We start from the raw sequence: 21,888 nt of genomic DNA, 5'->3' as shown, positions 1-21,888 counted from the left end.
GCTATATGCCCTTCTAGGCCATTTGTTTCTGATACAGAAAACGCCACCCGAAGGTGGCGTTTGTCAAAAATACGCGGCCAACACCCTAAATTAGCAACTTATAGGCATAGGCCGGTACCGGGCTTAGTGGGGTAACTTTAAAAAATGCACGTTAGACATATGCTGCAGAATACGAATAACCTGACAGCTGTAGCCAAACTCGTTGTCGTACCAGACGTACACGACGGCATGATTGCCGTTAGCGATAGTGGCTTTGGCATCGACAATCCCTGCGTGGCGATTGCCAACGAAGTCAGAAGAGACCACCTCTGCAGAGTCCACAAAATCGATCTGCTTTTGGTAGGCGGAATCAATGGACATACGGCGCAGGTAATCGTTTAGCGCTGCTGCATCAGTGCCTTTATCCAACGTCAGATTCAGGATCGCCATCGACACATTTGGCGTCGGCACGCGAATCGCATTACCTGTCAGCTTGCCCTCTAGCTCGGGCAGTGCTTTAGCGACCGCTTTAGCCGCGCCCGTCTCAGTCAATACCATGTTGAGCGCCGCGCTACGGCCACGACGATCGCCTTTGTGGTAGTTATCAATCAGGTTTTGGTCGTTGGTGTATGCATGAACGGTTTCCACATGCCCAGTGACCACACCGTACTCATCGTTCAGCACTTTCAGTACGGGCACTATCGCGTTGGTGGTGCACGAAGCCGCCGATACGATGCGGTCATTATCACCAATCGTTTCGTGGTTAATGCCGAACACGATATTTTTGATGTCGCCTTTACCCGGCGCCGTGAGCAACGCCTTCGCGGCACCCTTGCACTCCAAGTGCTGCCCCAGACCCGCTTCATCGCGCCAAATACCGGTATTGTCCACAATCACGGCGTTATGGATATCGTAGGCGGTGTAATCAATCTCGCTTGGGGAGTCTGCGTAAATGACCTGAACCACATTGCCATTAATTGTCAGAGTGCGCGCGTCAGCATCGACGGTGATGGTGCCATCAAACGGACCATGAACCGAATCGCGACGCAGTAGGCTGGCGCGTTTTTCAAGATCTTTGGCCACATCGCCGCGCCCCCGCACCACGATGGCACGCAAACGCAGCAGATTGCCGCCACCGGCTTTTTCCACCATGACACGCGCCAGCAGCCGGCCGATACGACCAAAACCATAAAGAACAACGTCCTGAGGCTCACCTTTACTGCCTTCCGGCTGATAGCCGTCGATGATCTCGCTAAGTTCGCGGCGCAAAAATGCGTCCAGATCACCGCCGCCCTGACGCTTGAAGCTGACTGACAGCTTACCCACGTCAACATGAGCAGGCCCCAGATTCATCTCGCTCATCGCTTTCACAATGGGGAAGGTATCTTCCACCGACAGCTCTGTGCCTTCAATTTTGCGCACAAAACGATGATCTTTAAGAATACGAATGACCGACCGCTTGATCAGGGAACGTCCGAACATGGTGGCTACAACATTATTCTGACGATACAGCTGCCCCACCAGTGGGATCATCTGCTCAGCCAGAGCTTCATTGTGTTGCCATTCCTGAAAAACGTTTTCGAGAGCTTGCTGACTCACGTGCGGCCTCATTGAGTTATGAACGGGGATAAGGGGCATTATCCTGGGCTTATTAGAGTGCCGCAATGAATGGATAGTCGCACAACATGTAGGGGTATTACAGAAAATGGGCATTGACTACAAACTGTAATGATGCAGCCCTACAGCCAGCCAAAGGCAGCTTAGATCGAAAGACTCTGCGCGAAAGGGCTGATCGTGTATGATCCAGGTTCCGTTTCAGCGCAAAACGATACCTTTATTATGCCCTCTTTTTCTCTGCTCGAACCGCCTCAGCCGCAAGGGATTCGCGACACGCTCTATTTGCAAGCGCCGCCGGGCAGTGCGACTGCCCTGGCGCTAGCCCAGGTAGCGTCAAGCGCGCCGTTACTGGTGATCACCCCCAACACCGCCAGCGCTCAGCGTCTGGAGCAAGACCTCGCCTTTTATAGCAGCGTGCCAGTCCTCCCCTTCCCTGACTGGGAAACGCTGCCTTACGATAGCTTTTCGCCCCACCAGGATATTATTTCTGCCCGGCTGAGAACGCTACGCCTTCTGCAAGATGGCGTACGCGGCATCGTCCTCGTGCCGATCAATACGTTAATGCAGCGGCTACCGCCGGTCTCTTATATCGCTGGGCGCGTAATGACGCTCAAAGCAGGGGCCACGCTCAACCGCGAGACATTTCGCGAATCACTCTCCCGCGCAGGCTATCGCGCCGTAGAGACCGTGTATGAACCCGGCGAGTACGCCATGCGCGGCGCTATCATCGACCTGTTTGCCATGGGCATGGACGAGCCGATCCGCATCGATTTGTTTGACGATGAGATCGATACGCTGCGCCATTTCGACCCAGGCAGTCAGCGCTCTACTGATAAAGTCGACACCATTGAATTACTGCCCGCACACGAGTACTCACTTAGCCGCAGCGCCATTGCCTGCTTTCGCGAGCAATTTGAGACACTGTTCGATGTCGACCCGCGCCAGTGCCCTCTCTATAACGATGCCCTCAAGGCAATCCCATCGCCTGGGCTTGAGCAATATTTACCGCTCTTTTTTGATGATACCGCCTCGCTGTTTGAGCATGTTACCGACGACACGCGTATCGCATTGCTGCCTGGCGTCTTCCAAGCCGCCGAACAGCACTGGCAGTCGATTGAGTCGCGCTATGAGAATTTAGGCGTCGACCCCACGCGGCCACTACTGCCACCCCATCGCGCCTTCTTTCCAGTCAACGAGGTGTTTTCAGCCATTAAGGCGCGACCACGCCTTGAGCTCACCGACGACGACAGCCAACGCCATGCGCTCACGCCCCTGGCGCAAGCGCTGCCACCACTGGCAATTAATGCGCGCGCCAAACAGCCGCTAAGCGAGCTAAAGCACTTTTTAGACAATCACGCCAACACCCGCGTGCTCTTTATTGCTGAATCACGCGGGCGCAGAGAAGCCTTAGAGGAAGTACTTGCGCCGCTTAAACTTTCGCTTCCTCACTGCGATAGCTTTCAGGCCTTTTTAGCAGGCAAAGAGCGCATCGCCATCACAGAAAGCCTGGTGGGTAGCGGCTTGTGGCTCACCGAGCCAGACGTGGCGGTGATTAGCGAGACCGAGCTCTTTGGCGATGTTGTACGCCAAAGCCGTCGGCGGGAAAAAGCCACTGATGATAACGAACTGGCGGTCCGTCATCTTTCCGAACTAAAGGCAGGCGCGCCGGTGGTGCACCAAGCCCACGGCGTAGGCCGCTACCTGGGCTTGGAGACGCTGGAGGCTGGCGGCCAGGCCAACGAATTCCTAGCGCTCTCTTACGCTGACGGTGCCAAGCTGTATGTGCCAGTAGACAGCCTGCACCTCATTTCACGCTATAGCGGTGCTGACGACGAGCTGGCTCCGCTGCATAAACTAGGCTCAGACCAGTGGGAGAAAGCCCGACGCAAAGCTGCGGAGAAAATTCGCGACACCGCGGCTGAGCTGCTGGACATCTACGCCCGTCGAGAAGCTCAGGAGGGGGTGGTCTATGACACCCCAGGGGATGAATACGTCCGTTTTGCTTCCAGCTTCCCGTTCGAGGAAACGCCCGACCAACAGGCCGCTATTGAGGCCGTGATTGGCGACATGGTATCTCCTCAGCCGATGGACCGTGTGGTGTGTGGTGATGTTGGCTTTGGTAAGACCGAAGTCGCCATGCGCGCTGCGTTCTTAGCGGTACAATCGGGCAGGCAGGTTGTGGTGCTGGTACCCACCACGCTGCTAGCTCGCCAGCACTTTGAAAACTTCCGCGACCGCTTTGCCGACACCGCTGTGAATATCAGCCTGATCTCGCGCTTTACTGGCGGCAAAGAGATGACGCAAACCCTAGAAGGCATTAAGAGCGGCCAAACCGATATCGTCATCGGCACCCATAAGCTGCTCTCAAAAAGCGTTGAGCTGCCCAAAATGGGGCTACTAATTATCGATGAGGAGCACCGCTTCGGTGTGGCTCAAAAGGAGAAGCTGAAAACCCTACGGGCAGAAATCGACATCCTTACGCTCACCGCCACGCCCATTCCGCGTACGCTGAATATGGCCATGAGCGGCATCCGCGACCTTTCCATCATCGCCACCCCGCCCGCACGACGCCTATCGGTCAAAACCTTTGTACAGCAGCGCGACAACAGCGTGATTAAAGAAGCGCTGCTGCGGGAGATTTTACGCGGTGGTCAGGTATACTTCCTGCACAACGAAGTGAAAACCATCGAGAACGCGGCGGAACAAATTCGTGAGCTAGTCCCTGAAGCTCGCGTAGCGGTCGCCCACGGCCAGCTCCCCGAGCGCAGCCTTGAGCGCGTGATGTCGGACTTCTACCACCGTCGATTTAACGTACTGGTGTGCTCAACGATCATTGAAACCGGGATTGACGTCCCCAGCGCCAATACCATTTTAATCGAGCGCGCCGATAAATTTGGCCTTGCCCAACTGCATCAGCTGCGCGGCCGCGTGGGGCGTAGCCACCATCAAGCCTATGCTTACCTGCTCACGCCCACGCCCAAAGCCATGACCCGAGACGCCGTAAAACGGCTTGAAGCCATTAGCGCCTCAGACGACCTTGGCGCAGGCTTTACCCTGGCAAGCCACGATATGGAAATTCGCGGTGCCGGTGAACTCCTTGGCGACGAGCAGAGCGGCCAAATGGAAACCATTGGCTACACCCTTTATATGGAAATGCTCGACCGAGCAGTGAAGGCGATACGGGCAGGCAAAACGCCCAACATTGACGCGCCCTTCAATACAGGCGTCGAAATTAGCCTGAATCTGCCTGCACTGATTCCCGATGATTATATTCACGATGTGCAACAGCGCTTAGTGATGTATAAACGCATCGCCAATACACAGTCTGATGCCGAACTGAAAGAACTGCAGGTTGAGCTCATTGACCGTTTTGGCCTGCTGCCGCAGCCACTGAAAAACCTGATGCGCCAAACGAAGCTACGTCATAGGGCAGAACAGCTCGGCGTTGCCCGTATGGAGGCAGGCGAGCAGCGCGGCCGCGTAATCTTCGACAGCACCACTCAGGTGGACCCGCTGACGCTGGTTACCCTGATTCAAAAATCTCCACAGCACTACCGTTTAGACGGTTCCGACACCTTACGATTTGAATTTCCAATGGAAACGGTCGAACAGCGTTTTGAAAAGCTTGAAGCACTGTTAACGACTCTTAATCAAAAAGTAGCGGCGGCGTGAACCTTGGGGCAAACTTGCTACTAGGCAGCATACACTGGGGGCAGCACACACCGGTAACGCATCGCTGCCCATCACCATGCTTACCAGCAGTGCATACATTGATTAGGATCGACCATGAACATTCGTAAGAACATTACCCTTTGGGGACCTACCAGCCTGGCAGTTCTGCTGGCAGCGAGCCTTGCGGGCCCAGTCTATGCACAGCCATCGGCGGAGCAAGCCGAACAGGCCGAGACCGCTGTCGCCCTCACGGATGACGCCACTGCCAGCGCAGAACAAGCTGCCGATGTGCGTGAATTGCCACGCGGACACTTCCGACTGCCCGAGCACGGCGACATTATTGGTGAGTACTACACCGTCACCGTAGACAACCCTGAAGAGACGCTCATCGACATCGCTCGTCGCCATAATATTGGTTACGAAGAGATTCGCATGGCTAACCCCGACGTCAGCTTGTGGGTACCGGGTGAAGGCACTGAAGTGGTTATTCCCGCACGCTATATTTTGCCGCCCGCCCCCCGTGAAGGCGTTGTCGTCAATCTTTCCGAGCTGCGTCTCTACTACTACCCCGCCGACAACCCAGGTATCGTTGAAACCTACCCTGTCAGCGTTGGTCGTGAAGAATTTGCCACCCCGGTAGGCATTACACGCACAACGATAAAAGTGAAAGACCCCGCCTGGGCACCGCCAGCCTCCATGCGTCGCGAAGCAGCGGCACGCGGTGAACCAGCACCAGCGATTGTTCCGGCCGGGCCAGACAACCCGCTGGGTCGTCATGCGATCCTGCTGGCCATGCCTAGCTATCTGATTCACGGCACGAATCGCCCTGACGGTGTAGGCATGCGTGCCAGCCGGGGTTGCATTCGCATGTACCCTGAAGATATTGAATCGCTCTACGAGCGCCTGCCTAGCGGTACTCAGGTCAACCTGATGGACGCGCCCTTTAAAGCGGGCTGGGCGGCAGACGGCACGCTGTTCGTGCAGTCCTATCCCCAGCTGGAAGAGAACGTCGGTGACTTTGAGCCGCTTCTGAACGCCATTGAGCAGGTAACTGCGCTAGCGGAAGATCAAGCTGACGTTGACTACGAACAGGTCAAGCGCGCCGTAGAAGCGCCAGATGGCCGCTTTGTGGCACTGTACGGCCCGCAGGCTCCAGCACCTGAGCCCACGCCTGAACCACAGCCCACACAGCGCCTGGAAGGCATTCTGGAAGGTGTTGAGCTTTCTACCGCCGTAAATGTCGAAGGCGATGCATAGTCGTTGGAAACATAGCCGCTAAAAGCATCAAGCAATAAAAAACCCCGCCGAGGCGGGGTTTTTTACATCTACAGCAACCACTGAGTACTTAACGAACTCGGTGGCCCAAGCAGAATTACTTCTGCATGGAACGCTGGAACATGCGGTTCATTTCTTCACGGTTTTGCTCAGACATCTGCAGAGCAGCTTGCGCGTCGCGCTGAGCTTGGTTTGCAGTGTTCAGAGCTTGTGAAGCCATGCTGCGTGCTTCTGCGGCATCAGCCTGTGCAGATTCAGCAGTCATGCGAACTTCTTCCAGAGCGCTGGTAGAAGCACAACCAGCCAGGATTGCCAGAGAAGCGGCAGCAGCGGTCATCTTCAGAGCAGTTTTAAAAGTCATAATGTTCTCCTTGAGTCTTCCTTGGGTACTACGTTAAGGGTACGACAAAAAGTAAGGCTAAAGTGTTAGCTTAAATTTGTCTACCTGCGATGCAGGTTCTTTACAGCGACTTGTACCAGGGTTACGTACCAGGGCACGCAAGTCAAACGCTGTTTTATAATAGACAACAGCGCTTGTCTATAGCCACATGCACAAAACCTAGAACTTCCTTCAGCCACACAAGCCTAGCGGATCACTACGCGAGTGCCAACATCTACTAATGCGGCTACGCGTTCAATTTCTTCATTGGTCACTGCCACGCACCCTTGGGTCCAGTGGTAGCTGCCGTGAATCTCTGGATCGCCGCCTCCGATCCCGTGAAGCCCAATGGCTCCACCCAACGCAGTATTTTGCGGTGGCGAACCATAGCGACGATAGTGATCAAAGTAAGCCTCGTAATCCGCTTGGGAATAGATGCCTGCTTCGAGCGCCATGCGCGCGTGAGGTGGCGTAGGATAATCGATACTAATGAAGATATGCCACTGGCTTTCGTAATTAAATCGATTAATTCTGAATTCACCCAATGGGGTCACGTTATCACCCCGCACCCGCTGGGTTTTGGCGCCACCCCGCCCTAACGAAATCGGGGCAATCCTTTCGATAAGCGCATTACCACGAAATATGCTCAGCGTGGCTTCTTTATCGTCTACTAACACCCACAGCTCATTGCTGTGGCGCGGCACAGGAGCCCGTGAAAGCAGCGTGGCAACAAGGTCTGGCGGTGCATAGTTATCAACCGGACGGGTGGTCGCAGCGCTAGCCACAGCAGGCCAACTCAGCGCCATCGCTAAAAATCGGCGGCGGTTCACAGGCATCATTATTGCTCTCAAAAAACGGGCCAGCACGGCTGACCAACACTACGTGAATGACGGCTGTTATACCCTATTCATGCGGCAATTGTCAGCGTCTACACTTACCAATTTGCGCTAGAAAACCCACGCCATACGTTAGCCAACTCTTTTTTAACGCAGATTAAATCGCCACCTAACATGCCGCCTGCCAAACAGCTCACCACTCCTGGCTGGTCTCACGCAGCGAGGCTATATCACGCTTAGCCGCCTGAAGATTCTCTAGCAATTGCTCGGCTAGCGTTAACTGGCTCCCTACGGCAATCATGCCAGGGTTGTGCACGCTGCGACGCGCGGCACCCTCACTACTGTGCAGCTTCTCTAACTGGCTCACCAGCCAGTAAAGCCAGCTTTCCGGCTGCTGCATGGCATCGCGCAAGCGCTGCAGCTCTGCCACATCCGGCCCGTCGCTGGCGAGCAGTGCTCGCCAGTCGTGATTCGTTAATCGCGCGTGCTCGGTGACCTCTTGCAGCAGAGAGCCAAGTGCCAGTTCAAACAGCGCCAGCCCGCTCTCTTCAATGGCCATTTGGCGCGCAGGGGCGTGCTCATCATCGCCTACTGGCAAGCCCACTAGCAGTTCAGCCTGATACAGTAATTGATTCGTTCGCGAACGAGGGCTCACTTACGCTTATCCTCCACGTGCCATTTGCCGCCTTCAAAGGTCGCTTTCCAGCCCGTTGCTTTACCCTCTTCATCCGTCATCACGTACTGCTCTTTGTTTTTGCGTGAGTAACGAATCTGCGCCGGCCGACCATCCGGGTCTTCACTGGGCGCTTTGAGAATAAAGTGATACTTCTCAGGTAGCTCGTCAGCATGCGCCTTTAATTCTTTAACCAACGGCGGGCGAGTCTCACGGTTTTTGGGGAACTTGCTGGCAGCCAGGAACAGGCCACTTGCGCCATCCCGCAACACATAATGGTCCTCGACTTTTTGGCAGGCTAGCTCAGGCATCGGGATCGGGTCCATCTTTGGCGGTGCCACTTCGCCACTGCGCAGCAGCTTACGGGTGTTTTTGCACTCGCTGTTGGTGCAACCAAAGTATTTGCCAAAGCGCCCGGATTTGAGCTGCATTTCAGAGCCGCACTTATCACACTCAATGACTGGGCCGTCGTAGCCTTTAATCTTGAACTTGCCGCTCTCGATCTCATAACCGTCACAGTCTGGGCTATTGCCACAGATGTGTAGCTTACGGGTTTCATCAATCAGGTAATTATCCATCGCCGTACCGCATTTCTGACAGCGACGCTTGGCACGCAGCGCGTTGGTTTCCGCCTCTTCGCCCGCGTCTTCCGCTACGGCCTCTTCACCCGGAATAAGGTCAATGGTGGTTTTGCAACGCTCTTTTGGCGGCAAGTTGTAGCCGCTGCAGCCTAAGAACACACCGGTAGAGGCGGTTCTGATCTGCATTTTACGACCACAGCTGGGGCAGTCGATATCGGTAGGCACCGGCTGATTAGGACGCATGCCCTCATCGCTTTCCGCCTTCATCAGTTCCGCACGGAACTCTTCATAGAAAGCATCCAGCAGCGCCTGCCAGTTACGCTCTCCCTCCGCCACCTCATCAAGGCTATCCTCCATGCGCGCAGTAAAGGAGTAGTCCATCAAATCAGCGAAGGACTCTTTTAGGCGCTCGGTGACGATATCGCCCAATTTTTCTGCATAGAAGCGACGGCTCTCCAGCTTCACGTAGCCACGGTCTTGAATGGTAGAGATGATCGAAGCGTAGGTGGAGGGGCGACCAATACCCTGCTTCTCCAGCTCCTTGACCAAACTGGCTTCGGTATAGCGCGCAGGCGGCTTGGTAAAGTGCTGTTGAGGGTCGAGCTTTTCGAGCCCCATGGCCGTGCCTTTGGGCAGGTCCGGCAAGCTTTGATCTTCATTTTTACCCGTAGGCTTCATTACCCGGGTATAACCGTCAAACTTCAACACACGCCCTTTAGCACGCAAGTCGTAGCCATCTACCTCAACGCTTAGCGTGCTAGAAAGGTATTCAGCAGGTGTCATCTGACACGCCACGAATTGCCGCCAAATAAGCTCGTAGAGGCGTTCCGCATCGCGCTCCATACCGGCAAGGTCGGTGGCCTTACGCTCGACGCTAGAGGGCCGGATGGCTTCGTGTGCTTCCTGAGCGCTCTCTTTGCTGCTATAGCGATTAGGGGCTTCTGGCAAGTAGCGCTCACCATACTCATCACCAATAAACGAACGGACACTCTCCACCGCGTCTTTAGACAGGTTGGTCGAGTCAGTACGCATATAGGTGATATAGCCCGCCTCATAGAGACGCTGGGCCATGGTCATGGTTTTCTTGACCGAGAACCCTAACCGACCACTGGCTGCCTGCTGCAGCGTTGAGGTGATGAACGGCGCCGTAGGCTTAGAGCTGGTGGGCTTATCTTCCCGCCCAGTAATCGAGAGTTTGGCTTTACGCAGCTGAGCAATGCGCTCCATCGTCTCTTTTTCAGAGGTCGGCCGGAACGGCTTGCCGTCCTGACGGGCCAGGGCAAAACGCACCAGTTCACCATCAGGAGAGACGAGGTCTGCGTGTACGTCCCAAAACTCTTCGGGAATAAAGGCCCGAATCTCGCGTTCGCGCTCAACAATCAAACGCACCGCAACAGACTGTACACGCCCGGCAGACAGCCCCCGCGCCACCTTGGCCCACAGCAGTGGCGACAGCATAAAGCCCACCACGCGGTCTAAAAAGCGTCGTGCCTGCTGCGCTTCAACCCGAGGAATGTTCAACACGCCGGGCGCTTTAAACGCATCCTGGATGGCATTTTTGGTAATTTCGTTAAACACCACGCGTTTATAGCGGCTGTCGTCGCCACCAATGGTTTCGCGCAGGTGCCAAGCAATGGCTTCCCCCTCGCGGTCCAAATCCGTTGCGAGGTAAACGGCGTCTGCCTTTTCAGCGAGCTTCTTTAATTCAGCAACGACTTTCTCTTTGCCCGGAAGCACTTCATAACGTGCTTCCCAGCCGTTATCAGGATCAATGCCCATACGCCGAATGAGCTGGTCGTGGGCCTTACGCTTTTTATACTCTGCCTTCTCTTCCGCCGACATCTTACGCGTTGCCGCGGCTTGGCGAGCGCGCTCCTTTGGGTCGGAGGCTGCCTTACCTGAGCCGCTGGTCGGCAGGTCACGGATGTGACCCACGCTCGACTTGACGATGAAATCGTTGCCGAGATACTTATTAATCGTCTTCGCTTTCGCAGGCGATTCGACGATGACCAGTGACTTGCCCATAGTGCTCCACTTTCTTATTGCCCAGGCGCTATCGCCCATGCTCTGAATACGTTGCCGCCCGAAAGATTACTTGGCGACCATGAGAAAAATGCGCCTACCCTACCCCAGCCCTTGATGAAGCGCCAGTATCAAGCCTAACAAGGAAAGTATGCCCAATGCTGCCAGCGGCCAGTGAGCAACACCTCGTGGTGGGAGAAGCATGTTTTTGCAAGGGGGTAGCTAGACACTAGACTGCCGCTTGGCACACGGCAACCCAAATAGCCGCTTCGCAATAAAAACGCCCCCACTATTCAGTGAGGGCGTAGAGGGCGCAGCAAGCCAACTTACCGTTTACGTGGCGTGCTTCGGCGCTGCCCAGAAGAACGGCTTGCAGGTTTTTTCTCTGGTGGCGTCGGCGCTGCCTCTGAGGCTTTTGGAGCACTCTCGCCAGCTGATTTAGCCGACACTGTCGCGCTTTTCTCTGCTGTTAATGCCGGTACCGGCGCTTTAGCAGCAGGCGTTGACGCCGCTTCAGGCGCAGGGGGCGCTACGACGTTTGGACGCGCCTTATCAAACAGTGCTTTCACTTGGTCAAAGCGTTCTGCAGCATGAGCTGACAACTCACCGCTGGCCGCAAAGACATGCTCAAGGTGCTTGAGATAACCGTCAATATCGTCGTTGCTTTGCCCTTTTAGCAAGGTAGGCAATGAGCCAAGCGCCTGCTCACGATCAAGCTTCAAAATAAAGAATTGCTCTCTCACCAAACGCTTAAACTCGCTCAGCGGGGTACCGGGCTCTAACTCTGCCCGTGAAGCACGCAGGCGTTTGAAATTACGCTCATCCGTCGCTGGCGCACCGCCCAGCACGTAGATCACTGAACGCATCACGGCTTCGTGGTGCCCACCCTGGGCAATTTTATGGCGCAGCTCATTTTGGCGGTTTTCAATAAACCGACGGTGCTCAGGCTCTGCGCCTGGGCGGCGGCGGTGTACATGGGCATCGCCATACAAGCCAACGGCCGCCTGGAGCAGTGGTTGACCATAGACATCCATAAACAGGCGCTCGGTTGAGCTATCACGCAGGTCGCGCCACGCATCCAGGCTGGCCACAATCTGGTCAGACGCCATGCTCTCTAACGCTTTGAACATGTTGTCCTGATCGACCGGCTTGCGATGACGACGCACGTAGTCCGCCATGACCGGCAGCGGAACCGTTAGCGGGTTGCGGTCAGACATCAGCTTGTAGCCGAGACGAATGGGGTGCATACGACGAATCCAGCGCGCCGCTTCGGGGGTCATGGTCGCATGCAGCCACGGCTGAATATACAGACGATAAAGCCCTAGGTTAATTTCCGAGATACGCGCCACTGTGGCGAAGCGACGGTCATCTTCTGGCTTGTGCATGACGTCACGGTCCAGCTCTTCAAAGTTACGCGGCGTAAACTCAAGCAGGTAGTCACGCTCAATCAGCTCAGCATCAGGGTGCTCGTCGGCATGGGAAATGGTTGTTTCGTAAAGCCCAGGCGGCATGACATCGATGTAATCCATGTTCGCCGTAAACTCAGAATGCTCTTTACGTGACACACTTCCAGACACGAAAATTCCCAAGTGCCCGGTTGTGTCGTGTTGGCAATAGATGATCGTTTGCTCGTTGGCGACGATATCCTCTTCACCTTCGTAGAGATCACGAATCCACCCCAGCGCCTGAGGCGGCGGCGTAATATCGTCACCCCGTGAGCAGAACACCACCACAGGCGAACGCACGTTGCGCAGGTCAATACGCCGACCATCACGCGTGACTAGCTGTGCCGTAGAGAGTCGGTTGCCAACAAACAGATTATCGACGATGTACTGAATCTCTTCGCCGCCTAATACCACGTGACCACCCCACCAGCGCTCAAACTCTAAATAGCGCTTGGTTTCGGTATCCACATTGTCATAAAGGTGATACTGCTTTTTCCAGTAGGTATTGGCCGGGTTAAGGCGTTCAAAGTTTTGAACTAACCAAGCACCATCAAACAGGCCGTTACCGATGTCGGTGGTCATCGCAGTGACCCAGCTACCCCCCGTCATGCCACCGGTGTAACGCATCGGCGCTTTGCCATGCTCACCCGCCCAGTAGGAAAGCGGCGCGCCTGCGATCAAAATCGGGCCAAAGACATCAGGCTCAAGGGCAGCAGCCATCATGATTTGCCAACCTGCCTGGCAGTTACCCACCACCATCGGCTTTTCGGTGGTTTCTGGGTGCAGCGCGATCACGTGGCGCAAAAAGGCGACTTCAGCCTCGACCACGTCTTCAACGGTTTGGCCCGGCTCGGGGAAGGGTAAAAAGCCAATAAAGTAGCAGGGATGGCCCGCTTTTAGAGCTACCCCAAGTTCGCTATCAGGCTTGAAACCACCAATGCCAGGACCATGCCCCGCTCGCGGGTCGACCACGACAAAAGGCCGTTTCTGAGGATCAATCTGGGTATTTTTAGGCGGCAGTACGCGCAGAAGTTCATAATTCGTTGGGTTCGGCAGAGTACGTCCATCGACCAGTACTTCTGTTTCAAAACCGAGCACATTGGGTTTTGTTTGCTCCATGTGCTCAAGGTATTGATTGCCGCGTTCACGCATCACATCCCAATATAGAATGTTGCGTTCTACGCTATCACGCCAGTAGTTCACGGCGGCACGCCCGAACCCAAAAGGGTCCATCATGCTTGCGAGAGCGTCACCGCCAGGCGTAGACGCCAGCAGAGGATTAGCAAGAAAGTTCATAGAGTCTCCCGTTGGGTTGATGCGTGGCACCAATCCCGAAGCAATGATGCTGCAATGCAATATAGTTTAGGCCACTCCTTGCCCAACGTCGATGATTACCACTCTCTTTTCAGTAGCCGCCCCATTGTTCGCAAGGCGCTCTATTAATATACCGCCAAGCTTTCAAGGCGATAGCTTTAAATCGGTGTTAGCATTTCGTCACTAATGCTAAACCTTGTACAGCAGGCCTGTAACTGCGCCTAATGCGCAAGGAAGTTTACCCTGAGGTGGTTATGTCATCCCCTACGCTGCTCAACCGCTTAACCTTTCGACAGCTACAGGTGTTTCAAGCGGTGCACCGCCAGCGCTCTTACTCACGAGCCGCTGAGCAGTTAGGCCTGACACAACCGGCAGTGAGCGCGCAAATTCGCCAACTTGAGCAGGCCCTAGGCCAACCATTATTCAAGTATGCGGGCAAAACACTTCATACACTGCCAGCCGCGGACACCCTCGCACTATCAACGCGGGAAATTTTTGGTCAGCTCTCGCGGCTACAAATGAGCCTCTCTGATATTAACGGCAAAATCAGCGGCAAGTTGAGTATCGCCGCTGTCTCTTCAGCCCAGTACGTGGTGCCCTACCTGCTGGCGAAATTTCGCGCCCGCTACCCGGATGTGCAGTTGCGCTTAAAAGTGTGTAACCGCAGCCAAGCACTGGAGCGGCTGGCTGAACAGCAGGACGACGTGGTAATCATGGCGATGGTGCCAGAGGACGACGGCTTGGTAGTCATGCCCATTCTTGAGAATGAGCTGGTGGCGGTGGTCTGGCCTGAGCACCCATTGCTGAGCATGACAGAACCCACGCTGGCTGATTTCGCACGCCATTTTGTCCTCATGCGCGAACCAGGCTCTGGGGTGCGCAGTGCCTTTGAACAACTTGCCGTTGACCAGGAAGTAGGCTTACCCCACCGCATTGAGCTAGGCACCAATGAAGCGATCAAACAAGGGGTAATGGCCCACTTGGGCGTCGCTGTTTTGCCTCGGCTGGCCGTGCAGCGAGAGTTAGAACAGGGCTTGCTGGCCACCCTAGCACTGCCCAGCTTCCCCATTCGTCGCGCTTGGTGCACGGTGTATCGTCGCGACCACTTTCCTACCCCGGTAGCTGAACTCTTTTTGCGCTTTATTCGTGAGCATCTAAGCGAGCTTCAGCGTCATTTCCAAGCGCCCGGCAGCCCGCTGCCTAGCCATGGAGTGTCGTGCTTACCAGCGCTCTCTTTAGAACATGATCACTAAGGGTTGACGGTGTCTTGTTGAAGGGCAGATATGTTACATTATCTACAACCTATGTATCAGTTAGCGTTACTCAGGGCATGGCAGACAGTCGCGTCGCGGCACCATTAGGCAGAGATATATTGCTTCGCGTGCCGCTTGATTGCTCCGTTTGCCCGCCGCACAGTAGAGAGGCTCTCTCCTATGAGCAACACCCCTTCCCAGCGCGTGCCTAGCGGCGAAAAATTCCGTAATGAACACGGCATGACAGTGATTAAAGACGGCATGAAGCAGCGCAAAGCGCAGGCGGACGCCCCTTCACTTGAGCGCAAACCAAAATGGCTGCGTGCGCAAATTCCCGGCGGCGAACGTTTTGAAGCCGTTAAGAAAAACGTGGCTACCCACCGACTCAGCACCGTTTGCGCGGAATCTCACTGCCCCAATATGGGCGAGTGCTGGAGCAACGGTACCGCCACTATCATGTTGATGGGCTCGGTGTGTACACGCGCTTGCCGTTTCTGCGCGGTAGACACCGGCAACCCGAAAGGTTGGCTGGACCACGAAGAGCCAGAGAACACTGCCAAATCCGTTGAGCTGATGGGCCTTCGCTATATCGTCTTGACCTCTGTTGACCGCGACGATCTAGACGATGGTGGTGCCACTCACTACGCCAACTGTATTCGTGCCATCAAAGCGCGTACGCCAGACGTGGTAGTGGAAGCGCTAACGCCAGACTTCGATGGTGACAAAGCCGCGATTGAGCGCGTTGTTGATTCAGGACTTCAAGTCTTTGCTCAGAACGTGGAAACCGTTGAGCGCTTGACCAGCAAAGTACGCGACCCCCGAGCAGGTTATCGCAAAACGCTGGATGTGCTGGCACACGCCAAGCAGTATCGCCCTGACATCATCACTAAAACCAGCTTGATGCTGGGGCTGGGTGAAACGGACGAAGAGATTCTGCAAACGTTTGATGATCTGCGTGAGATTGGCGTAGACATCGTGACGCTAGGCCAGTATCTGCGCCCCACCAAGAACCACTTGGCCGTTGAACGCTGGGTAAGCCCGGAAGAGTTTGATCGCTATCGCGTACTGGGACTTGAGAAAGGCTTTATGGAAGTACCATCTGGCCCATTGGTTCGCTCTAGCTACCGAGCAGACCGCGTCTTTGAGAAAAACAATCTAGGCCTTGCAGCACCGGCCGCCATTCCAGGCCAAGAAGAGCCAGACGCCAACCGTATTCCCGCGTTTAACGTCGGTTAAGCCGGCCTTTTGCCTGCATGGTGAGACTCACCATGCAGGCAATAATACTTCTGCTTAAACCGTCGTTAAGCGGCGATTCAACTGGGTTGCTAACGCAGACGCCAATCGCTCACCGACATCGTGATCCGTTGAGAGCGTGGCCACATCAGCAAGCCGCGTGACCTGCATACCTGCATAGCCACAAGGGTTAATGCGCGCAAAGGGCGACAAATCCCCATTCACATTCAGCGCCACACCGTGGTAGCTGGCACCGCGGCGAATACGCAGCCCTAACGAGGCAATTTTGGCCTCTCCTTGAGGGGTGTTGACATAAACACCTGGCGCGTCTGGCTTGGCCCAAGCGCTAACATCATACTCAGCCAATACCGCAATCACCGCATTTTCAATCGCACTGACCAGGTCGCGCACCCCTATTTTGCCGCGCCGCACATCTAACAAGGGATAGAGCACCACCTGCCCAGGGCCATGGTAGGTGACTTGCCCACCCCGGTCAGTGTTTACGACCGGAATATCGCCCGGCATGAGTAGATGCTCTGGCTTACCCGCCTGCCCCTGTGTGAACACCGGATCATGCTCGACAAGCCAAAACTGATCAGAGGTCGTCTCGTCTCGGCGATCAGTGAGATCACGCATGGCTTCCCACACGGGCAGGTAGGGGCGATGGCCCAGGCGATGCAGCTCTATCGGGGCATCATGGCTCATGCTTACACCACCATGTGAACACGGCCTGTTGCTTTCAGCTCATCAAACAGCTCGCTAATCTGCTGTTCGCCGGTAGCAATAATGGTGACGCGTACCGACTGAAAACGGCCATTGCGGCTATCGACAACCTGTAGCGTGGATTCGTCAAAATCTGGAGCGTGTTTGATGATGACCTGGCACACTGCCGCAGGAAAATCGTCAGCGGCATCCCCTACTACTTTTAACGGGTAGTCGCAGGGAAACGTAATTTTGGGTGGCTCTTGAGCCGCAGGTTGCCGTAAATCGCGCAGCCCTTGTTTAGCGCCTTTTTTCATAGTTCGCCTTTCAATCAACGGGTGAATCGTTTGATAACCAGTCTGGTATACATAAAGCCCAACACCCGACAATACAAGACGTATCGCCGAGCGTTAGGCCCTATTACCGAGCGTTTTTATAACATCAGCTGGTGAAGCTACTGACCAGGTTGCTAAAGAAGCGCTGAACCTGATCAAACAAACGCTTAAACAATCCGCCTTCTTCAATATTCTCCAGGGCTACCAACGGGCGCTCACCGACCATCTCTTCACCCAGATATACTTCTAACGTGCCCACGTTATCACCTACGGCAACAGGGGCTTGAAGGTCAGCATCCAGGTTAAGGCGGGCGCGTAGCTCTTCGTTACGGTTGCGGGGCAGCGTCATAAAGACTTCTTGGTCAACGCCCACACGCAGTTCGTTAGTGTCACCACCCCATACACGAGGTGTGGCCAATACAGCACCGCGCTCATAGAGCTTCATGGTTTCATAAAAGCGAAAACCATAGCTCAGCAGTTTCTGGGTTTCCTGGGCACGTGCCTCTTCTGAGCTGGTGCCCATCACGACTGAAATAAGACGCATGCCGTCTCGCTGAGCAGATGACACCAAGCAGTATCCTGCTTCGGTTGTCCAGCCAGTCTTCAAACCATCAACGGAAGGGTCGCGCCACAACAGGCGGTTACGGTTAGGTTGGTCAATATTGCCGAATGAAAAGTTACGCTGGGAATAGATCGCGTAGTGTTCAGGATAATCATTGATGATGTGCTGGGAAAGGATCGCCATGTCATGCGCAGTGGAGTAATGACGATCTCCTGGCAGGCCCGTGGCGTTCTGAAAGTTAGTGTTTTGCATCCCTAAACGCGTGGCATGCTGGTTCATCAGATCAGCAAAGGGGGCTTCACCACCGGCTAAGTGTTCTGCCATCGCGACACTGGCATCATTACCAGAAACAATAATAATGCCGTGCAACAGATCATCGACTGACACCCGGTCCCCGACTTCGATAAACATTTTCGAGCCGCCAGTGCGCCAGGCATTTTCACTGACATTCACCATATCCGTTAGATTAATGGTGCCACGGTCCAGCTCGCGCTCCACCAAATAAGCGGTCATGAGCTTTGTCAAACTTGCTGGCGGCAGGCGCTCGTCGGAATTATGCTCGGCAAGAATTCGCCCGCTGTTGGCATCCATCAAAATCCATGAACTGGCCGCCAACTGAGGGGGGGCTGGAATAATCGTTTGCGGCTGAGGAATCACCTGCGCCATGGCGGGTGAAACGGAGGCCATCATGACCGCAAACAGGCACAGCTTGGCGGTGCGGCAAATTGACATCAATACATTCATCACAAACTTCTCACTAACAAAGAAAATGGCGGCGCGTTAAACGCCACTCGGGCACCTGCTAAGAGGCATTATCTCACGACAAACACTTGGGGAAAGCCTGCACGGCGTAGCTCTGCACGCGCCTGTACCTCTTGACCAGGGCTGACAGGACCCACCTGAACACGATGAACATCCGCCTCGCTTTTAATGCGCACACCATGCGGCAATTCGCCCGTTAAACGCTGCTGAAGCTGCTGAGCTCCTTCAACACTGCCAAGCGCGGCAATTTGTAGATAAATAACATCGCCTGACGGTTGAGACGCAGGAGCTGATGGCGACGAGGCGGCGCGTGATGCGGTAGCAGCTTCTCGCGGCGCGGCTGCAGGCATCGCGGAAGCTGCTTGGGTGGCACTGCTGCTGCCTCCTCGCTCTGCCAACCATTGCGCTGGATCGATCGCCTCGACCCGTACCGCACCGGTGCCGTTATCTAAAATGCCTAGACGCGCAGCGGCGGCATAAGAGAGGTCAATTTCGCGGTCACTGTGGAACGGGCCACGGTCATTAACGCGCACAATGACTGAACGGCCATTGCTCACACTGGTCACTCGGGCAAAGGTAGGTAACGGTAGCGACCGGTGAGCAGCAGACATTTTGTACATGTCATAAATTTCACCGTTGGACGTGGCGTAACCATGAAATTTCTCGCCGTACCAAGAAGCCGTTCCCTGGCGTGCATAGCCGCGTGAATCCGGCAGCACATGATAGGTCTCTCCCCACACTTCATAAGTCGAGCGGTTGCCCGCTCTTGAGGGTGGCTCGATGCGTGGCTCGGCATCTGGCACGGTGCTCACATCAGGCGGCTCGACCGGATAGGCATCGCCTGTCATCGCGTAACGCTCACCGCTGGCTGCTGCCGGTGCAGCAGGCGCAGGGCTAGAGCTTGCACCACCTACCTCGCCACCCGCTACCCGCTGTGGCGATGGCTGACTGGCACACCCGCTCACCATCGCCGCCAATAGCAGGGAGCCGCTTAAGTAGCGCATATTGATTCGCAGTTTAGTCATGCTCAGCCTCAGCTTGCTGCTTAATGGCCTCTGCCAGCTCGGCAACCGCCATGGCATAGAGGTGGCTATGGTTATAGCGGGTAATTACATAAAAGTTGTATTCACCCAGGCGGTAGCGTTCATTGCCATCAGCATACTCTAGCACCAGTGGCACCACGGGGGTGTCAGGAGTCAGGGAAGCTTGCGTCACCACGCCTTGCTCCGCCGCTTCAGCTGCCGTGGTGGTAGGCCGCACTGTTTGGTTAAAGGTCAGCGCATCCGGACGAGAATCGGGACCTTCAGCCTCGTGATAGATGAACCCATCACGCTGCCAGCCGTGTTCGGCAAAATAATTGGCGACGCTACCAATAGCGTCCACTGGGTTATTCCATAGATCGCGCTTGTCGTCGTCATCAAAATCAACCGCATACGCCTGATAGCTGGTGGGAATAAATTGCGGGTATCCCATAGCGCCAGCGTAGGAGCCGTACAGCGAACTGGGCGCTACGTCCTGCTGATAAGCAATGGTCAGAAAAGCAGCTAGCTCTCCCCGAAAGAAGTCACCGCGCGCCGGGTGATGAAACGCCAGCGTCGCCAGCGAATCTAACACCTTGTGGCGACCTTTATGACGGCCATAGTAGGTTTCAACGCCGATAATAGCCGTGATGACCTCAGGCGGCACACCGTATACTGACTCTGCACGAGCGAGCGTATCCGCATGCTCGCGCATAAACGCAGCACCCTCTTCAATACGCTGCTCGGTCATGAAAATAGCGCGATACTCAAACCAGCGCAGCCGCCGCTCAGCGGCACCCGCCATCGCATCCAGTACTTCCTGGCGATAGCTTGCCTGAGCCAGCGCCTGCTCAAGCCACTCACTCGGCACACCCTGCTGGGCTAACTCTTCGACCAGCTGTTGGGTCTGCGGATTGTCTTGAGGATCAAAACTCATCTCTTCCTCTGCCAATACCGCAGGGGCCGAACACGCTACTAGCATGGCAATTGCGTAACCACCTGCTTTTCTTCGCGCCCTGTTCATTCGCTCACCACTCCTGTGAATACGTACCACCACGGCCTCAACCATTAACGTGGCAATAACCGCCGATGGGCGTGTATGGACATGAGAATACCGAACCCCGCGAGCAAGGTCACGCTAGAGGTCCCGCCAAAACTCACCAGGGGTAACGGCACGCCGACCACCGGTAAAATTCCACTCACCATGCCCACATTGACAAATACATAAATAAAAAACGTCAAAATAATACTGCCAGCAAATAGCCGCCCAAACGTATCTTGCGATGAGGCAGCCAGCCATAAGCCTCGACCAACAATCATCACATACAGGGTCAGCAGCACTAGCATTCCTACTAAACCAAACTCCTCCCCCAATACGGCAATAATAAAGTCGGTATGCCGCTCGGGAAGAAACTCAAGCTGAGACTGTGTCCCTTCAAGCCACCCTTTGCCCCATAGTCCGCCGCTGCCAATAGCGGTGGTAGATTGAATAATGTTCCACCCTGACCCAAGCGGGTCGCTATCGGGGTCTAAAAACGTCAGCACCCGCTGGCGCTGGTAATTGTGCATATTCATCCACAGAACGGGCAAGCCGGCCGCGCCGAGTGCCGCCACTAAACCGATGAGCTTCCAGGAAAGCCCTGCCAGCAGCACCACAATCACCGCGGCACAAGCCACCAGAAGCGAGGTGCCCAGGTCTGGCTGAATCGCCGTCAACACCACCGGCACGCCAATGATCACGGCACACACGGCGATATCCCGCAGGCGAGGCGGTAACTGGCAGCGATTTAGGTAGGCAGCAACCATCAGAGGTACCGCTAGCTTCATCATTTCAGAGGGCTGAAACCGGATGACCCCTGGAATTTCTAGCCAGCGCTTGGCCCCCATCCCAACATCGCCTGCAATTTCGACCGCCACTAGCATCGCCAGCCCCACGCCATAAGCCAGAGGTGCCCAGCGAAGAAAAGTGGAAGGAGAAAATTGGGCGATAATCAGCATGCCAGAAAGCGCAATACCAAAGCGCATGGCTTGGGCGATAACAGCATCAATGCGCTGTCCAGAGGCACTATAAAGCACCAGTAAGCCGCCCCCCATGAGGACTAACAACATCCCCAACAGCCAGGGGTCAAGATGAATACGTTCCCAAATACTTTTACGCCGCGCAATCCCGCTATCTGGCGGCCGAACGGGGTAACGGCGTAGCGAGCGGGTAATCCTTTGCCAAGGCAT

16 protein-coding genes are annotated in these 21,888 nt (G+C 55.2%); 4 read left to right on the top strand and 12 right to left on the bottom strand.

Annotated elements, in window-relative coordinates:
- Positions 1-123: 123 nt before the first annotated feature.
- Positions 124-1,578, bottom strand: a complete 1,455-nt coding sequence (locus IEW65_RS15120; protein WP_188640283.1) for a glyceraldehyde-3-phosphate dehydrogenase — start codon at positions 1,576-1,578, stop codon at positions 124-126.
- A 240-nt stretch (positions 1,579-1,818) separates the two neighbouring features.
- Between IEW65_RS15120 and mfd the strand changes: the two genes are divergently transcribed.
- Together mfd and IEW65_RS15110 are read left to right on the top strand one after the other, a co-directional pair.
- Positions 1,819-5,268: a transcription-repair coupling factor gene (mfd, locus tag IEW65_RS15115; RefSeq protein WP_188640282.1), complete on the top strand. Its 3,450-nt coding sequence runs from the start codon at positions 1,819-1,821 to the stop codon at positions 5,266-5,268.
- A gap of 114 nt (positions 5,269-5,382) precedes the next feature.
- Positions 5,383-6,525, top strand: coding sequence for a L,D-transpeptidase family protein (locus IEW65_RS15110; RefSeq protein ID WP_188640281.1), 1,143 nt, complete (start codon positions 5,383-5,385; stop codon positions 6,523-6,525).
- Positions 6,526-6,640: 115 nt separating this feature from the next.
- Here IEW65_RS15110 and IEW65_RS15105 read toward each other — a convergent pair whose 3' ends face one another.
- From IEW65_RS15105 to IEW65_RS15085, 5 genes are all read right to left on the bottom strand, one after another.
- Positions 6,641-6,904 (bottom strand): Lpp/OprI family alanine-zipper lipoprotein, encoded by a 264-nt coding sequence (locus tag IEW65_RS15105; RefSeq protein WP_188640280.1) that lies wholly within the window; start codon positions 6,902-6,904, stop codon positions 6,641-6,643.
- A gap of 224 nt (positions 6,905-7,128) precedes the next feature.
- Positions 7,129-7,761 (bottom strand): L,D-transpeptidase family protein, encoded by a 633-nt coding sequence (locus tag IEW65_RS15100; protein WP_188640279.1) that lies wholly within the window; start codon positions 7,759-7,761, stop codon positions 7,129-7,131.
- A 190-nt stretch (positions 7,762-7,951) separates the two neighbouring features.
- Positions 7,952-8,413 carry a DUF6586 family protein gene (locus IEW65_RS15095; protein WP_188640278.1) on the bottom strand — a complete coding sequence of 154 codons (462 nt, stop codon included), beginning with the start codon at positions 8,411-8,413 and terminating at the stop codon, positions 7,952-7,954.
- Positions 8,410-11,037 (bottom strand): type I DNA topoisomerase, encoded by a 2,628-nt coding sequence (topA, locus tag IEW65_RS15090; protein WP_188640277.1) that lies wholly within the window; start codon positions 11,035-11,037, stop codon positions 8,410-8,412. Before topA ends, IEW65_RS15095 begins: the two co-directional genes overlap by 4 nt.
- Positions 11,038-11,360: 323 nt before the next feature.
- On the bottom strand, positions 11,361-13,775 hold the full coding sequence (locus IEW65_RS15085) for a DUF3141 domain-containing protein (protein ID WP_188640276.1): 2,415 nt from the start codon (positions 13,773-13,775) through the stop codon (positions 11,361-11,363).
- A gap of 272 nt (positions 13,776-14,047) precedes the next feature.
- Here IEW65_RS15085 and IEW65_RS15080 point away from each other — a divergent pair, with 272 nt between their 5' ends.
- Both IEW65_RS15080 and lipA read left to right on the top strand, forming a co-directional pair.
- A complete protein-coding gene (locus IEW65_RS15080; RefSeq protein ID WP_188640275.1) occupies positions 14,048-15,046 on the top strand; it encodes a LysR family transcriptional regulator in 999 nt (332 codons plus the stop codon).
- Positions 15,047-15,226: 180 nt separating this feature from the next.
- Positions 15,227-16,282 (top strand): lipoyl synthase, encoded by a 1,056-nt coding sequence (lipA, locus tag IEW65_RS15075; protein WP_188640274.1) that lies wholly within the window; start codon positions 15,227-15,229, stop codon positions 16,280-16,282.
- A 54-nt stretch (positions 16,283-16,336) separates the two neighbouring features.
- On the opposite strand, the gene lipB is transcribed toward lipA, so the two are convergent.
- The 6 genes from lipB to rodA form a co-directional block, all read right to left on the bottom strand.
- On the bottom strand, positions 16,337-16,984 hold the full coding sequence (gene lipB, locus IEW65_RS15070; protein WP_188640273.1) for a lipoyl(octanoyl) transferase LipB: 648 nt from the start codon (positions 16,982-16,984) through the stop codon (positions 16,337-16,339).
- Between the two features lie 2 nt (positions 16,985-16,986).
- On the bottom strand, positions 16,987-17,298 hold the full coding sequence (locus tag IEW65_RS15065; RefSeq protein WP_188640272.1) for an HP0495 family protein: 312 nt from the start codon (positions 17,296-17,298) through the stop codon (positions 16,987-16,989).
- A 124-nt stretch (positions 17,299-17,422) separates the two neighbouring features.
- A complete protein-coding gene (locus tag IEW65_RS15060) occupies positions 17,423-18,622 on the bottom strand; it encodes a D-alanyl-D-alanine carboxypeptidase family protein (RefSeq protein WP_188640271.1) in 1,200 nt (399 codons plus the stop codon).
- Between the two features lie 68 nt (positions 18,623-18,690).
- Complete coding sequence (locus IEW65_RS15055; protein WP_188640270.1) at positions 18,691-19,665, bottom strand: septal ring lytic transglycosylase RlpA family protein; 975 nt, start codon at positions 19,663-19,665, stop codon at positions 18,691-18,693.
- Positions 19,658-20,683: a lytic murein transglycosylase B gene (gene mltB, locus IEW65_RS15050; RefSeq protein ID WP_188640269.1), complete on the bottom strand. Its 1,026-nt coding sequence runs from the start codon at positions 20,681-20,683 to the stop codon at positions 19,658-19,660. The genes IEW65_RS15055 and mltB overlap by 8 nt, the downstream gene beginning before the upstream one ends.
- Positions 20,684-20,727: 44 nt before the next feature.
- Positions 20,728-21,888: a rod shape-determining protein RodA gene (rodA, locus tag IEW65_RS15045; protein WP_188640268.1), complete on the bottom strand. Its 1,161-nt coding sequence runs from the start codon at positions 21,886-21,888 to the stop codon at positions 20,728-20,730.

Origin of the sequence: Vreelandella lutescens, from assembly GCF_014640815.1 — a bacterium.
GTDB classification, from domain to species: Bacteria; Pseudomonadota; Gammaproteobacteria; order Pseudomonadales; family Halomonadaceae; genus Vreelandella; species Vreelandella lutescens.
Note: the sequence above shows the minus strand (reverse complement) of the source record. Positions and strands in the feature narration are given on the sequence as shown.

What these genes read in the sequence shown, in the direction of transcription:
- mfd (WP_188640282.1), top strand. Translation starts at nt 1,819, where the DNA reads ATGCCCTCTTTTTCTCTGCTCGAACCGCCTCAGCCGCAAGGGATTCGC.
- IEW65_RS15110 (WP_188640281.1), top strand. Translation starts at nt 5,383, where the DNA reads ATGAACATTCGTAAGAACATTACCCTTTGGGGACCTACCAGCCTGGCA.
- IEW65_RS15105 (WP_188640280.1), bottom strand. Translation starts at nt 6,904, where the DNA reads ATGACTTTTAAAACTGCTCTGAAGATGACCGCTGCTGCCGCTTCTCTG.
- IEW65_RS15100 (WP_188640279.1), bottom strand. Translation starts at nt 7,761, where the DNA reads ATGATGCCTGTGAACCGCCGCCGATTTTTAGCGATGGCGCTGAGTTGG.
- topA (WP_188640277.1), bottom strand. Translation starts at nt 11,037, where the DNA reads ATGGGCAAGTCACTGGTCATCGTCGAATCGCCTGCGAAAGCGAAGACG.
- IEW65_RS15085 (WP_188640276.1), bottom strand. Translation starts at nt 13,775, where the DNA reads ATGAACTTTCTTGCTAATCCTCTGCTGGCGTCTACGCCTGGCGGTGAC.
- IEW65_RS15080 (WP_188640275.1), top strand. Translation starts at nt 14,048, where the DNA reads ATGTCATCCCCTACGCTGCTCAACCGCTTAACCTTTCGACAGCTACAG.
- lipA (WP_188640274.1), top strand. Translation starts at nt 15,227, where the DNA reads ATGAGCAACACCCCTTCCCAGCGCGTGCCTAGCGGCGAAAAATTCCGT.
- lipB (WP_188640273.1), bottom strand. Translation starts at nt 16,984, where the DNA reads ATGAGCCATGATGCCCCGATAGAGCTGCATCGCCTGGGCCATCGCCCC.
- IEW65_RS15065 (WP_188640272.1), bottom strand. Translation starts at nt 17,298, where the DNA reads ATGAAAAAAGGCGCTAAACAAGGGCTGCGCGATTTACGGCAACCTGCG.
- IEW65_RS15060 (WP_188640271.1), bottom strand. Translation starts at nt 18,622, where the DNA reads ATGAATGTATTGATGTCAATTTGCCGCACCGCCAAGCTGTGCCTGTTT.
- IEW65_RS15055 (WP_188640270.1), bottom strand. Translation starts at nt 19,665, where the DNA reads ATGACTAAACTGCGAATCAATATGCGCTACTTAAGCGGCTCCCTGCTA.
- mltB (WP_188640269.1), bottom strand. Translation starts at nt 20,683, where the DNA reads ATGAACAGGGCGCGAAGAAAAGCAGGTGGTTACGCAATTGCCATGCTA.
- rodA (WP_188640268.1), bottom strand. Translation starts at nt 21,888, where the DNA reads ATGCCTTGGCAAAGGATTACCCGCTCGCTACGCCGTTACCCCGTTCGG.